At 64.2% G+C, this 13207-nt stretch carries 12 protein-coding genes; 8 read left to right on the top strand and 4 right to left on the bottom strand.

Features of this window, described 5'->3' with window-relative positions; all coding sequences use genetic code 11:
- The first annotated feature begins 24 nt into the window (after positions 1-24).
- The 4 genes from E3N85_RS11740 to E3N85_RS11755 are packed head-to-tail and all read left to right on the top strand — an operon-like array spanning position 25 to position 3955.
- Entirely contained in the window at positions 25-1764 is a 1740-nt protein-coding gene (locus tag E3N85_RS11740; protein ID WP_134463378.1) for a dihydroxyacetone kinase family protein, read from the top strand.
- Complete coding sequence (locus tag E3N85_RS11745) at positions 1761-2228, top strand: ribose-5-phosphate isomerase (protein ID WP_134463380.1); 468 nt, start codon at positions 1761-1763, stop codon at positions 2226-2228. The genes E3N85_RS11740 and E3N85_RS11745 overlap by 4 nt, the downstream gene beginning before the upstream one ends.
- Positions 2229-2231: 3 nt before the next feature.
- Positions 2232-3182, top strand: coding sequence for a 3-hydroxyacyl-CoA dehydrogenase family protein (locus E3N85_RS11750; protein WP_134463382.1), 951 nt, complete (start codon positions 2232-2234; stop codon positions 3180-3182).
- A 5-nt stretch (positions 3183-3187) separates the two neighbouring features.
- Positions 3188-3955, top strand: coding sequence for a triose-phosphate isomerase family protein (locus E3N85_RS11755; RefSeq protein ID WP_241978467.1), 768 nt, complete (start codon positions 3188-3190; stop codon positions 3953-3955).
- A 32-nt stretch (positions 3956-3987) separates the two neighbouring features.
- Here the strand turns inward: E3N85_RS11755 and E3N85_RS11760 are convergent, their stop codons facing one another.
- Together E3N85_RS11760 and E3N85_RS11765 are read right to left on the bottom strand one after the other, a co-directional pair.
- Positions 3988-4914 carry an NAD(P)-dependent oxidoreductase gene (locus E3N85_RS11760; protein WP_134463384.1) on the bottom strand — a complete coding sequence of 309 codons (927 nt, stop codon included), beginning with the start codon at positions 4912-4914 and terminating at the stop codon, positions 3988-3990.
- Positions 4915-4943: 29 nt separating this feature from the next.
- Positions 4944-6389 (bottom strand): four-carbon acid sugar kinase family protein, encoded by a 1446-nt coding sequence (locus E3N85_RS11765; protein WP_134463386.1) that lies wholly within the window; start codon positions 6387-6389, stop codon positions 4944-4946.
- A 201-nt stretch (positions 6390-6590) separates the two neighbouring features.
- Here E3N85_RS11765 and E3N85_RS11770 point away from each other — a divergent pair, with 201 nt between their 5' ends.
- The 3 genes from E3N85_RS11770 (at position 6591) to E3N85_RS11780 (ending at position 9677) form a co-directional block, all read left to right on the top strand.
- The gene (locus E3N85_RS11770; RefSeq protein ID WP_134463388.1) at positions 6591-7298 is read left to right on the top strand and encodes a FadR/GntR family transcriptional regulator; all 708 of its coding nucleotides are present in this window, start codon (positions 6591-6593) and stop codon (positions 7296-7298) included.
- A gap of 200 nt (positions 7299-7498) precedes the next feature.
- On the top strand, positions 7499-8851 hold the full coding sequence (locus E3N85_RS11775) for an MFS transporter (protein ID WP_134463390.1): 1353 nt from the start codon (positions 7499-7501) through the stop codon (positions 8849-8851).
- Between the two features lie 49 nt (positions 8852-8900).
- Positions 8901-9677 (top strand): SDR family NAD(P)-dependent oxidoreductase, encoded by a 777-nt coding sequence (locus tag E3N85_RS11780; protein ID WP_134463392.1) that lies wholly within the window; start codon positions 8901-8903, stop codon positions 9675-9677.
- Here the strand turns inward: E3N85_RS11780 and E3N85_RS11785 are convergent.
- Positions 9652-9996, bottom strand: coding sequence for a hypothetical protein (locus E3N85_RS11785; RefSeq protein WP_134463394.1), 345 nt, complete (start codon positions 9994-9996; stop codon positions 9652-9654). The two genes, E3N85_RS11780 and E3N85_RS11785, sit on opposite strands and share 26 nt — an antisense overlap.
- 157 nt (positions 9997-10153) lie before the next feature.
- On the opposite strand from E3N85_RS11785, the gene E3N85_RS11790 reads away from it, so the two are divergent.
- Positions 10154-11197 (top strand): GNAT family N-acetyltransferase, encoded by a 1044-nt coding sequence (locus E3N85_RS11790; protein ID WP_134463396.1) that lies wholly within the window; start codon positions 10154-10156, stop codon positions 11195-11197.
- 3 nt (positions 11198-11200) lie between these two features.
- Here E3N85_RS11790 and E3N85_RS11795 read toward each other — a convergent pair whose 3' ends face one another.
- The gene (locus E3N85_RS11795; RefSeq protein ID WP_241978468.1) at positions 11201-13192 is read right to left on the bottom strand and encodes an acyltransferase family protein; all 1992 of its coding nucleotides are present in this window, start codon (positions 13190-13192) and stop codon (positions 11201-11203) included.
- Positions 13193-13207: the final 15 nt, after the last annotated feature.

A 13207-nucleotide genomic window follows, 5' to 3' on the forward strand; every position in this document is an offset into this window, starting at 1 on the left:
TCACTACGGATTCGATGAGGAAACATGACACGGATATTTGACGACCCCGCTAAGTTCGCTGACGAGGCCCTGAACGGGTTCGTCGCTGCCAACCGTCGATACGTCGCCCGCGTAGACGGGGGCGTCGTGCGTGCGACGGAGATGAATCCCGGCCAGGTCGCACTGATTGTCGGGGGAGGATCAGGGCACTATCCGGCCTTCGCCGGCCTCGTCGGTCAGGGCCTGGCAGCCGGATCCGCATGCGGCAACGTGTTTGCGTCGCCCGCAGCCGCCCAGGTGTACCGGGTCGCCAAGGCGGCCCAAGTCGGGGGTGGCGTGTTGCTGAGCTATGGCAACTACGCCGGCGACGTGCTCCACTTCGGACAAGCCCAGGAGCGGCTCAACGCTGAGGGCATCGCCACCCGTACAGTCGTCGTAACCGACGACGTCGCCAGCGCTCAAATTGGTGAGATCGACAAACGTCGCGGTATCGCCGGGGACCTGACCGTCTTCAAGATTGCCGGTGCGGCGGCCGACGCCGGCTTGACCCTCACCGAGGTCGAACGCCTGGCGATGAAGGCAAATTTTCGCACCCGGTCACTCGGTGTGGGATTCGACGGTTGTATGTTACCGGGAGCTACCGAACCCCTGTTTCGAGTGCCGGACGGTCAGATGTCATTGGGTCTTGGAATCCACGGTGAGCCCGGCATCTCCGACCACGACTTACCGACCGCGTCTGCGTTAGCAGAGCTGTTGGTGACCCGACTTCTGGCCGAGAAGCCTGACGGTGCCGGTACCCGTGTCGTGCCCATCGTCAACGGCCTCGGAGCCGTCAAGTACGACGAGCTTTTCTTGCTCTACGGAAAAATCGAAAAGCTGCTGGTCGCGGCCGGTCTTGACCTGATTGAACCCGAGTGCGGTGAGCTCGTGACGAGTCTCAACATGTCGGGCCTCTCGCTGACTCTGCTGTGGCTGGATGATGAGCTGGAGATGTACTGGGCCGCTCCGGCCGACACCGCAGCTTTTCGTAAGAGCAATCTGGCCCAACGAGCACGTCGGGTGATTGACTCGGTCCTAGCAGATGCGCCGTCCGTGTGGGAGCCGGCCACTCCTGCCTCGGCGAAGTTCAGCGCCGGGGCAACGGCTCTGCTGAGAGCCGTTCAGGCTGTCGTAGTGGAGCACGAGAGCGAGCTCGGAAGACTCGACGCGATCGCCGGAGATGGCGACCACGGAATCGGTATGCGCAGGGGCGTCGACGCCGCTGTGGCGGCAGCGGTATCTGCCGCGGAGGCCGCGGCTGGTGTCGATCAAGTCTTGATCATCGCCGGGGAAGCCTGGGCCGAAAAGGCCGGGGGTGCCTCGGGGGCGCTCTGGGGTTCCGCATTGTGCGCATCCGGCCGGGCGCTGGGTAACCGAGAACGGTACAGCCCCGACGACGCCGTGGGCGTGGTGTCGGCGTTCAGCCGCGCGATTACCGATCTCGGAAAAGCTGAAGCCGGCGACAAGACCATGGTCGATGCACTTCTGCCGTTCGTGGGCACGTTCATCGCGACGTACCGTTCCGCCGCGTCGCTGCAGGGGGCACTTTTTGCAGCTGCTGCGGCGGCGACAACTGCAGCCAGCCAGACTGCGGAGCTCAGCCCGCGCCGCGGCCGTGCGCGACCCCTCGCCGAACGCAGCCTTGGCCATCCCGACCCGGGGGCGGTCTCCTTCGGCCTGATCGCGGCTGGCATCGCTCGCGCTTACGCAGACTTATCCACAGAACGAGAGGACGTGACAGCATGACGAAGAAGTGGCGCATTGTCATCGGCAACGATGAGGCCGGCGTGGAATTTAAGACCGCACTGAAGCAACTCCTGGAAGCGGATGATCGAGTCGAGTCGGTTCTGGACGTGGGCGTGGCGGAGAACGACAGCACGGCCTACCCGCACATCGCCGTGACCGCTGCGCGACGGGTCGCGTCGGGAGACGCCGACCGCGCGTTGTTGATCTGTGGCACCGGACTAGGCGTGGCGATTTCAGCCAACAAGGTGCCCGGCATCCGTGCAGTGACGGCTCACGACAGCTATTCCGTGGAACGCTCCGTGCTGAGCAACAACGCCCAGGTGCTCACCCTGGGACAGCGCGTCATCGGCCTGGAACTGGCCAAGAAACTGGTTAAGGAGTGGCTGGGCCACCGTTTTGATGACAACTCCGCCTCGGCCGCGAAGGTCGCTGCGATCGGATCTTACGAAGTGAAAGAGGACTAGGCCATGGCACACACAATTGCAATCGTCGGCTCGGGTTATATGGGCGGCGGAATTGCGCAGGTTCTGGCGCTGGCCGGCAACCACGTATTGCTGGCGGATGTCTCCCTCGAAGTTGCCACGCTGAATTATCAGCGATTGATCGCCGAATCCAGGGATTTCGTGGCGGCTGGCCTGTTCCCGGAGGGTGCCACGTCAACCCTCGAAACCAACCTTCATGTCGCGGCATCCGTTGAAGAAGCCGTTGCCAATGCCGACTTCATCGAAGAAGCCGTGCCAGAGGTGCTCGCCATCAAGCACGACATCCTGGCGCGAATCAGCAAGGCCGCGCGGCCTGACGCCATCATCGGCTCGAACACGTCGACGATCTCCATCGGCGACATGGCGACGGCCGTGACCAACCCGGAACGCTTTCTCGGCGTGCACTTCTCGAACCCGTCGCCTTTCATTCCCGGCGTGGAAGTCATCCCGCACGCGGGCACCACAGACGCGGTCGTTGCCGCAGCCCGCGAGATCGTGCACTCCACCGGCAAGCAGACTGCGGTTGTCAAGGACGTCACCGGATTCGTGCTCAACCGGCTGCAGTATGCCTTATTCCACGAAGCGACCCAGTTGGTCGAAGAGGGCGTGGCTACCCCCGAAGACGTAGACACTCTCGTGCGCACTACCTTCGGTTTTCGACTACCCATCTTCGGCCCGTTCGCAATCGCCGACATGGCCGGCCTGGACGTCTACAACTTCTGCTACAAGTCTCTGCAGACCGATTTTCCGGAACGATTTGCCACGCCCAAGATTTTGTCTGACCTCGTCGATGCGGGCAAACTGGGCACCAAAACCGGCGCGGGCTTCCTCGACGTCCCGTCCGAACGCACTCCAGACCTGATCGCGTACCGCAACAAGGCTTATGTGGCCATGCAGAAACTCGTAGACGACCTCGGCCCGGCGCCGCTTCACTAAGTACCGTGGGTACCCCCGATTCCCTGCGCACGCCTGCGATCTACGTCGGTGTGAGCACCAAGATGTACCTCGGCTACCAGGCCTCCCTCGACTGGCTCGCCGGTGTACGCGATATTATCGCGGATCGCCCCGGCCTTCCTCGGGAGGTGAGAGTGTTCGTAGCTCCGTCGTTTCCCCTGCTGCACAGTGCGCGGAGCATCCTGGCAGGCACGGGCGTTATCATCGGCGCCCAGAATTGCAGCGAGTCTGGCGGCCCAGTAACCGGCGAGGTCTCGCCCGAGCTCCTGGCCGAGATGGGCGTCGAACTCGTCGAAATCGGACATGCTGAACGCCGACGACTGTTCGGTGAAACGGATGCGGTCGTCGCGCGTAAAACAGCGGCGGCGGTCGCAGCCGGGCTGACGCCGCTGCTCTGTATCGGAGAAGTGGTGCGCGTTAGCCCCGCCGAAGCGGCCGAGTTCTGCCACCGTCAGGTGTTGTCGGCGCTGGGTGCCGCGGTGCCCCACTCCGCTGTGACCCTCGCCTCCGTGATGCTCGCCTACGAGCCGGTTTGGGCGATCGGCACCACGCAGCCGGCTGAGCCCGCATATGTGAACGAGGTCGTCGGCCGTCTGCGCGATCGGCTACAGGATTCGGTGAGGATCATCTACGGCGGAAGCGCCCAACCCGGCCTGCTACCCCTGCTGCACGCGGTAGACGGGCTCTTTCTCGGTCGCTTTGCCCATGACCCCGTCAATCTCGGTCGTGTGCTCGACGAGGCCGCACTGCGCTGAACTGCCCGGTAGCACCGATCAATCAGCACCGGTCAAACGGTGCGTTGCACGGGCGCGAGCACCCTGATCACGGCCGAGTCGTCGGCGGCGCCCAGGCCCTGGGCCTGACCGAGCAGGTAGAGCTGCTCGGCAGCGGCCGCCACCGGCGACGCGAGGCCCGCCGCACGGGTGGCCTGGCCCACAATTCCCATGTCTTTCACGAAGATGTCCAGTCTGCTGAGCACCGGCGCCCCCTCCTCTTCATAGGCCGAGAGGATGCGTGGGCCACGGTTGGACAGCATGAAGGACCCTGCGGCGCCAGCTTCCAGCGCGGAGAGGGTTTTGGCCGGATCGAGACCGAGCGCATCGGCAAGAGCCAGGGCTTCAGCAGCCGCGGCGATGTGAATACCGCAGAGCAGTTGGTTCACCGTTTTCAGCGCCTGCCCATCGCCGGGCCGGTCGCCAACGATGGTCAACGTCGAGGCCAGGAGCTCGAGCACGGGGCGCGCTTTCTCGAGCGACTCGGGCGCAGCGCCGACGACGATGAGCAGGTCGCCCGCAGCGGCGCGAATGGGCCCGCCGGAAAGTGGCGCGTCGACGAGGGCCACGCCGTAAGCGGCGAGTTTCTCCACGGTGGCTGGGATAGCCTCGGTGCCGACCGTGCTCGTGAGAATGACGACGGAACCGGGGGAGAGAACCTCGGCGATGCCGTCGACTCCAAATAGAACATCGTCGAGTTGGGCACCGTTGCGCACCGCGAGCAGCACAGCATCAACGTGCTCGGCCGCTGCGCGAGCAGAGCCGTGGCGGAGAATCCCCGCATCGGAAGCCAGCTGCATGCGGTCCTCTGAGATATCGAAGCCATGCACACTGAGCTTGCTTGTCAGTCGAGTGGCCATGGGTAGGCCCATGGCGCCCAGGCCCACAACGGCAACGGCGTAGGGAGGGGTATCGAGGCTGGCGGTAGTGCTTGATGGCATGGTGATTCTCCTGTGGGGTTGATTGAGCGTCAGGACAGGGTGTTGCTGAGCTTGGTGACGACGTCGTACAGGGATTCATCGTCACCGACATTTCCGGCGAACACGACGTAGGGAATTCCCGTGGCTGGGCCGTCCATCGGCTGCCAGAGCGACACGATGCCGGGGAGCATCGGTCCGCGCACGAGACCGTGCCGAATCTGCAGGCCGTGAGCGGCAACATCCGAGGAGGTGATGCCTCCCTTGGCAATCACGAAGCGCGGCGCACGCCCGGCGAGGGTGCGCTTGACGACCGCGACGACGGCGGCAGAGACGGAGCGGGCGATACGCAGGCTCTCCGTTGCGTCATCCGCTTTCACCAGGAGGCGACTCGTCTGCAGCACGACATCGTTGTCGGCCAGAGCGGCTACGACCGCGTCGACCGTGGCCGTGACGTGGGCTGGCGCGGCGGATTCATCGGCCAGCGATTCCACATCGAGTTCCACAATCGTGGCCGACGGGTGGCGTTTGGTCAGAATTTTCAGCTGACGCGTCGTGACACCGACGTGGGAGCCAACGACGATGAGACCGCCACCGGAAGGCGGGGTTGCACCAGCGAAGACGTCCGCACCGGACAGTGGCTGATGCTCGTCCTGGCCGATACGGGCCCGAACGAAGGGCGGGCCGACGCGATAGAGCAGCTCCTTGCCGCGAGACTCCGCTTCGGCCAGGCCCAGAGCGAGCGCGCGCAAGTCGTTCTCGGTGACCGCATCGACCACGATCGGTGTCGAGTGTTCGGCTCCCATCACGGCGTCGGCAATGGCCGAGGTGCCGCCTCGAACAATTGTCAGATCGAGAACGATGACGTCCTCCGCCCTAAAACGGCCATCAGATTTTTCTTCGACATACCGGGCGAGGTTCGAGTTCTTGAAAGCGAAGGTGGCGTCGTTGGCGAATTCTGTGTCGGATACCGGGGTCAGCAGACCATCGCCGAGCATGTAGTGCACGCCGCCTACCGTGACTCGACCAGCATCAGGGAAGGCCGGCACGATGACGACGCCATCCGTTCGGCGGCCGAGCACCTGCATCAGGGTGTCCGCGATGACATCCGGCTCGAGCGGGTAGTGGCCTCGCAGGGTCGAATCGCTGCGGCTCACGAAGCCAAGGTGAGTCCCGGTGGCAGCCGCCGCCGCGAGGGCGTTGGTGACCACTTCGCGATTGCGGGCGGCGGCATCGGCGGGGTCGAGGCTGCGGGAATTAGTCAGCACATAGACGGCGGAGGCGGGCCGTGCTCCCAGCTGGTACGTGAACGCCCAACGAAAGTCGTCTTCCTGCCAGTGCGTGAGAACTGGCAAATTGGACACCGATTGGGTACCGGTGGGGTCGTCGTCGAGCACGACCAACACGCGCTGTGAGGCGGTAACGGATGCCGCGACGGCCGCCGTACTCACGACCACCTCGGCGGGGTAGCGGGCTAGTAGGTCGGCTTCACGAATCACGAGAAACTTCCTTGTCTCTATTGAGTGGCTGACGCGGCCCTGCGCCGGCACGCATGATGTCTGATGTCTGATGTTACAGCAGAGTCTGCCAGACTAGAGGACACCCGTCAATCGCGGCGGGCCTGTGCACCGGCTTGGGAAAAACTCGCTGTAGTAATGTAATGACAGAAAAAACCGGGCACGAAGAGGGGAAGGACTGTCATGAGCCGCAAGTCTCTCGTCGAAGTCGTGTGCGACGATCTGCTCGATCGCGTTTTGAGTGGCGACCTTCCAGCGCACGAAGCGCTTCCCCCGGAAGCGGAAATCGCCAAAGCGTCTGGGGTAAGCCGCCTCACTGTGCGTGAGGCACTCAAGAGCCTCCAGGCCCAGAACATCATCTATGTTCGACGTGGTCTGGGCACCTTCGTTAACCCCTCCGACGCGTGGACGGGAATGGACGCCATCCTGCGCGCAGCGTCGCTCGACACGAGTCCCGACGAGGCCGCGATGCGCCTACTCGAGGTGCGCCGGATGGTTGAGACGGGGGCCTCGGAATTGGCCGCTGTACGTCACACGCCGGAGGACCTGGCCCGCATGGACATCGCCATTGCGGAGATGTCGCGGGCGTATCGCAACGAGGACCTGGACGCACTGGTGGGGGCTGACCTGGCCTTTCACGATGCCGTATTGCGTGCCGCTGCCAACCCGTTTGTACTGGTCTTGATGAGCCAGCTGGGCAGGCTCCTCTACGTCATGCGACAAAAGACTTCCTCGCGCCGGGAAGTGCAGCAGCACGCCATCGTTCACCACCAGAACGTGCGAGACGCAATTGCGACGGCAGACCCCGAAGTGGCACGGAAAGCCATGGACGCGCATATCAATCAGACCTTCGAGGACTACGAGCGGTATATCAAGGCCGTCGGGCACTAGCCGTTCAGTCCATTTCCGCTACCGCTTGACGCGCCGCATCGACTGTGGCATTCTTGGCTTCGTTCGAATAATCAGATGTCAGATGTCTGAGATGTAATAAAAACGGTGCGGACGTCATTCCGCAAGCTTTGAGCCGAAGGAGTCTTCATGCTTACACACGTATGCCCACGGGGCATCTCATTCCTTGTCGGTGGTCGACGATGAGTACCGTCCCGGACGCTAACAGCGCTCTCGGCGAACTCGGCGAACGCACCCTGCGCAAGGTACGTCGCCGCGTTATGCCACTTGTTGTGGTGCTCTACTTCATCGCCTACCTCGACCGCAACAACGTCGGTTTCGCCAAACTCACAATGAGCGCCGACATCGGGCTCAGCGCGACGGCATACGGGCTTGGCGCGGGAATCTTCTTTCTGGGTTATGCCCTGTTGGAAATTCCCAGCAACGGAGGCATGTACCGGTACGGCGCCCGCAAATGGATTGCCCGCATCTTGATCTCTTGGGGAATTCTCGCTTCGGCCATGTCCTTGGTCACGGGAGAGACCACCTTCTACATCGTGCGGTTTCTGCTCGGTGCCGCCGAAGCCGGTTTCTTTCCGGCCATCCTTTTCTACCTGACGCTCTGGTTCCCCGCAGCCCAGCGAGTTGCCGTGATCGGTATCTTCATCCTGGCCCAGCCTGTATCCAATGCCCTGGGCGCCCCCGTCTCCGCATTGCTGCTCAACATGGATGGAATCATGGGCCTGCACGGGTGGCAGTGGCTCTACATCATTGAGGGCATCCCAGCCATTGTGCTCGGAATTCTGGCCCCACGCATGCTCACCGACCGGCCTCGCGACGCGACCTGGCTCAAGGCCGAGGAACGCGAGTGGCTCACGACCACAATGGATTTGGAACTTGCCGCCAAGCAGGCTTCCGGCAAGCACAAGTTTCTCGACGGTCTGAAGGACCGCCGAACGCTGGCCTACTCGGCGCTGTACTTCGGTCTCGTCTGTGGCATTTATGGCCTCGGGCTCTGGTTGCCGTCAATTGTCGCGGCCCTGGGCGATTTCAACACGACTCAGGTTGGCTTCATCGTTGCGATTCCGTACTCCTTTGCCGCCGTCTTCGTGTTCTACTGGTCACGTCGATCGGACCGCACCGGCAACCGGGTATGGCACGCAAGCACGAGCATGGTCCTGGCTGCCATCGGTCTTCTCGGTGCGGGCTTCCTGCTGCCGGTCAATCCCGTGTTGTCGATGATTTTTCTCACCCTTGCCGCCATGGGTATCTACTCGGCAATCGCCCCGTTCCTGGCCATGCCCTCGGCAGCCCTCACCGGTGCAGCTGCAGCCGCGGGGCTTGCCATGGTCAACTCGCTGGGAAATCTTGGCGGCTTCGTTGCGCCGTACGCCGTTGGCATCCTCAAGGACGCTACCGGCAGCGACCAAAGCGGCCTCATTTTTCTCTCCGCCTGCCTGGCGATAACCAGCGTGGCGACCTACCTCTATGCGCGCAAACGCCCGGAGGGAGCCTCCTCGAACAGGTCCGCTTCACTGCCCAAGGCTCATGTTTAGGCAGAGGAATCCTCCAGTACGTCCAAAATCAACAGTAAGTAGATACATCATGACGATCACCACATCTTTTCCGATCGAACGAACCGTCGTCGTCACCGGCGCTGGCTCAGCGCGTGGCATCGGCCGGGCCACCGCCGACAAACTCGCCAGCCTCGGCTGGTCGATCGCCATACTCGATATCGACGGTGCAGCAGCGCAGGCGGCGGCCGCCGAAATCTCCTCGCAGCGCTCGGTACGGGCGATCGGATTGGGGGCGGATGTCTCCAATCAAGCGTCGGTCGACGCTGCGATCGATGAAGTTGAAGCGTCGCTGCCACCCATCGTGGCCTTGGCGAACTTGGCCGGGATCAGTTCGCCCACGGAGTTCATGGACGAAACGATCGAAGGCTGGGAGCGCGTCTTCTCCGTCAACATGACCGGCACCTTTGTCGTCACGCAGCGCGTACTCCGGGGAATGATTGAGCGCAAACTCGGTCGCATCGTAAGCGTGTCGTCGGTCTCGGCCCAACGTGGCGGTGGAACCTTCTCCAAGGTTGCCTATAGCGCGTCAAAGGCCGGCATAATCGGTTTTACGCGCGGTTTGGCCCGAGAAATGGGACAGCACGGCATCACCGTGAACTGCGTCGCTCCGGGGCCCGTGGACACGGACATCATGGGTGGCACTTTGACGGACAAGCGTAAGGACGAGATGTCTGCCGACATCCTGGTGGGACGCGTAGGCACTGTGCACGATATTGCTGCTCTGATGGCGTTTCTCGTGGGGGAGGACGCGGGGTACATCACGGCGGCCACCTACGACATCAACGGCGGGCTGCAAATCTCTTGATCCATTGGTAAATCGACGTTGTTGAGAGTTTGGCGCTGATCGAACGTGTGCGCGCAAAGACGAGTACGCCTCCAGGGCAGAAGTCCCAAACGTCCACGGGAGTGGTGGCGATGAGCGTGGTCACGATGTCGGGCAAGTAACTCCAGCTGTGCGCGAGCTGCGGTTTACCCACCACGTGTGCAGTTTTTGAGCGCAGGACTGCTGTGAAGAATGACTTGCCAAGGTGTGCAGGGCCAGGGACTTCCGGCCCGAAGTAGTCGCTGGCGCGCACGTCGACGGCGTGGATGTGGCCGGCGTCCTGTGCGGCGCGCATCTTCACCCATCCGGCCTAGCGAATCAGTCCTTTGGCTTCGGTGGTCATCTCGGGTGAGTGTTCGGTCGGTGATTTTTACGGGTAGAGGTTGCCCATCACGACGATCCGGGCGCCCGTTGCGGATGCGGCGGCAATATTCGGGGCCGCGTGGCTAGGGTGAAGCATGACCGATCACACGAGTCCCCTCTCTGCGCGCGTGACCGTGCCCGCGCAGCTGCCCCTTCCCACGCACGCCGACATCGCACTGTGGCGCCCGGCGACGCCCGCCGATATCGACGCCATCTGGGAGCTCGAGAAAGCGATCGGCCGCGCCGATCACCCCAACTACGTGCTCGAGCGGGAGGAAGTCGGCGAGGTGTTCGCCTTCTCGTTCGTCGATGTCGCCACCGATACGCTCGTCGCCCTCGACGCTGGTGGTGGCATGGTGGCCCACGGCTTGGTATTGCTCCAGGTGGGGCAGGAGACGCTCGTGAAATCCAACCTGACCGGCGGGGTACTTCCCACGATGCGCGGGCGAGGAATCGGTCGCGCGCTGCTGAACTGGCAGGTTGCCCGCGGCCGTCAGCAACTGGCGACCTCGCACAAAGCGCTGCCCGGCTGGATCTGCACCTCGTGTGACGAGCGTGCCCCGCAGAACGGCCGTCTCTACGAAGCCGTCGGCTTGGTCTGCGCGCGATACTTTCTGTCGCTCGACCGCATGCTCGCCGACCCCATTCGCGAGGTTGTGGTGGGCGACGACATCCGTCTGGCTGGCTATACGGCAGAGCTGTCGAATGCCGTGCACGCTGCGCGTGATGCCGCCTTCATGGACCACTGGTCGAGCCAGCCGTTGCCCGACGAAAGCTGGAACGCCTACGTCACGGGCCGCTCGTTCGTCGACGAACTCTCCTTCGTCGCTTTCGGCACCGCACCTGACGGCAGTGAGCACGTCGTCGGCTTCATCATGTCCAGCGTCAACGAAGAGGACTGGGCCGCGGCCGGGTACCGCAGCAGCTACATCGGCCTGGTCGGCGTGCTGAGCGGATGGCGCGGCCGGCACATCGCGCAGGCCCTGCTGGCAGCGCAGCTGGCCGCCAGCCGCGCCGCCGGGCACGAGCGCGCCACCCTCGATGTGGACGCGGCGAGCCCGACCGGTGCGCTCGACCTCTACACGGGCATGGGATTCTTCGCCACCAACCGGGAGCTCGCCTACGTGCTCGAGTTCTGATCCTCAGCGGTAGGGCGGCGGGCGCGGTGCGTCGGGGTTACGCAATAGCCAGCTGGTGTCCGGCAGCGGTGGGACCGCCGCGAGACGGACCAGCGCCGCCCGCACTTCGTCGGCGTAGAGCTGGCCCCCGGTCGGACCCGGGTGCACATGATCGCCGGCCAGCAGGTCGAGGCGCCCCGCGATCGTGTCGTGCCAGTTGGCGAGTTCGACCCGGCGATTACCCGCCGCGAACTCGGCCAGCGTGGTGTTGACGCCGTCGGTCCAGTCCCGCTCGGCATAGGCGTTGACCAGCACGAGCTGCCGGTGAGGCCCGAGAACGCTCAGAATCTTCGTGAGTTCGTTGACGGTGATGGGACCGTTGGTGCCGAGCCCGATCACGACGACCGGTTGCAATTGACCCGCCGCCTTCAGCGCCAGCACGATCTCATCGGCGGAATACATCCCGCGGGAGACCAAGGCGTCAATGGTCATTCCCGCAAAGGTGGCCTGCAATTCCGGAGCCGAGGCGAGCATGACCGAGTCGCCGATGGCCGTGATCGGGCCGTCGGTCAGGGCGGGGGCTGCCGTGGCCTGGCGGGCCGCCTCGGCGGCCGCGACCCGCGTAGCTCGCGCCGCAGCATCCATTGCCCGCTGGCCGCGTTCGATGCGTGACTGCGCCGAGGTCTGTGCCGGTGCAGCGACGACGGCGGCCGTGGTGCCCCCGACCAGCAACACCGACAGCACGGCCGTCGCGGCGACCAGGCGGCGGCGACGGGTCGGGCCGGTCCAGAGCGCCCCGACCCGACGGATGGTGCCGCGCACGCCCACCCGACGGATCGGCATTTCCAGCCAGCGGTACGAAGCGCCGGCCAGGGTCAGGGTGATGACCGCGGCCAGCAGCCCGATCGGCAGCAGGCTGCCGAAGGGGGCGGACGTGGGCCAGACCAGTTGCACCAGCACGAGCACCGGCCAGTGCCACAGGTAGATGCCGTAGGAGCGCTCACCGAGGTAGCGCAGCGGCGTCGCGTCGAGTAAACGTCCGAACCGGCCACCGCGCACGCCGGCCCAGATGGCCACGGCGGTGGCCAGGCTCACCGCGACGAGGCCGCCGCGGTAGGTCGCGGCACCGTCTTCGGGTAGCCACAGCGCGAAGGCGATGATCGCGAGCACTGCCGCTGCGCCCAGCCACGGGCGCACCCGGGGCAGCTCGTCGCGCTTGTCGCTCGGGCGACGCAGCAGCAGGGCCAGGGCGGCACCGGCGAACAGACCGAAACTATGCGTGTCGGAGCCGTAGTAGACCCGGGTCGGGTCGGCGCCGGGCTGGTACAGCACGCCCATCCACAGGGCCGAGGCGAGAAACAGCGCGATGACCAGGGCAAGCCGCACCCGCGGGCGGCGAATCAACAACACGGCCAGCAGGAGCAGCGGCCAGACCAGGTAGAACTGCTCCTCCACCGCGAGCGACCACAGGTTGCGCAGCAGCTCGGGCTCGTTGACGCTGAAATAGCTCGCATCGTTGGCGATCGACACCCAGTTGTAGCCGAAGGTGGTGGCCCCGAGCAGTTGCGCGCCGAGACCGACCAGAACATCGCCGTCAATCAGAAATGCGAGGGTGCAGCTGATCAGAATCACCGGGATCAGCGGGGGAACGAGGCGTCGGGCCCGCCGCTGCCAGAACCGGCCGAGCGAGATGCGCCCGGTGCGCGTGTGCTCGGAGACAAGCAGCCCGGTGATCAGAAAACCACTGATCACAAAGAAAACATCGACGCCGATGAAACCACCGGGCAGTATCGCCGGGAAGAAATGGTAGAGCACAACGGCAATGACGGCGAGAGCACGCAAGCCATCGAGACCGGCCAGACGACCGCCACTGGGCGCAATAGCGGGGGCGTCGCGGGGCCCGAGCACGGGGGCATTTTCGGGCCCGATCGCGGCGGTCGTCGACCGTGTCCTCCCGGTGAACGGGAACGACAGGGGGAAACGAGGCATGGGGAACGAGATTTCTTTGGCACTCATCTTGGGGGTGGACCA

Source organism: Cryobacterium sp. Hz9 (assembly GCF_004402825.1).
Classification (GTDB): Bacteria; Actinomycetota; Actinomycetes; order Actinomycetales; family Microbacteriaceae; genus Cryobacterium; species Cryobacterium gelidum.

Bases quoted from the DNA above. Each gene is read 5' to 3' on its own strand.
- E3N85_RS11740 (WP_134463378.1), top strand. From the start codon at position 25: ATGACACGGATATTTGACGACCCCGCTAAGTTCGCTGACGAGGCCCTG.
- E3N85_RS11745 (WP_134463380.1), top strand. From the start codon at position 1,761: ATGACGAAGAAGTGGCGCATTGTCATCGGCAACGATGAGGCCGGCGTG.
- E3N85_RS11750 (WP_134463382.1), top strand. From the start codon at position 2,232: ATGGCACACACAATTGCAATCGTCGGCTCGGGTTATATGGGCGGCGGA.
- E3N85_RS11760 (WP_134463384.1), bottom strand. From the start codon at position 4,914: ATGCCATCAAGCACTACCGCCAGCCTCGATACCCCTCCCTACGCCGTT.
- E3N85_RS11770 (WP_134463388.1), top strand. From the start codon at position 6,591: ATGAGCCGCAAGTCTCTCGTCGAAGTCGTGTGCGACGATCTGCTCGAT.
- E3N85_RS11775 (WP_134463390.1), top strand. From the start codon at position 7,499: ATGAGTACCGTCCCGGACGCTAACAGCGCTCTCGGCGAACTCGGCGAA.
- E3N85_RS11780 (WP_134463392.1), top strand. From the start codon at position 8,901: ATGACGATCACCACATCTTTTCCGATCGAACGAACCGTCGTCGTCACC.
- E3N85_RS11790 (WP_134463396.1), top strand. From the start codon at position 10,154: ATGACCGATCACACGAGTCCCCTCTCTGCGCGCGTGACCGTGCCCGCG.
- E3N85_RS11795 (WP_241978468.1), bottom strand. From the start codon at position 13,192: ATGAGTGCCAAAGAAATCTCGTTCCCCATGCCTCGTTTCCCCCTGTCG.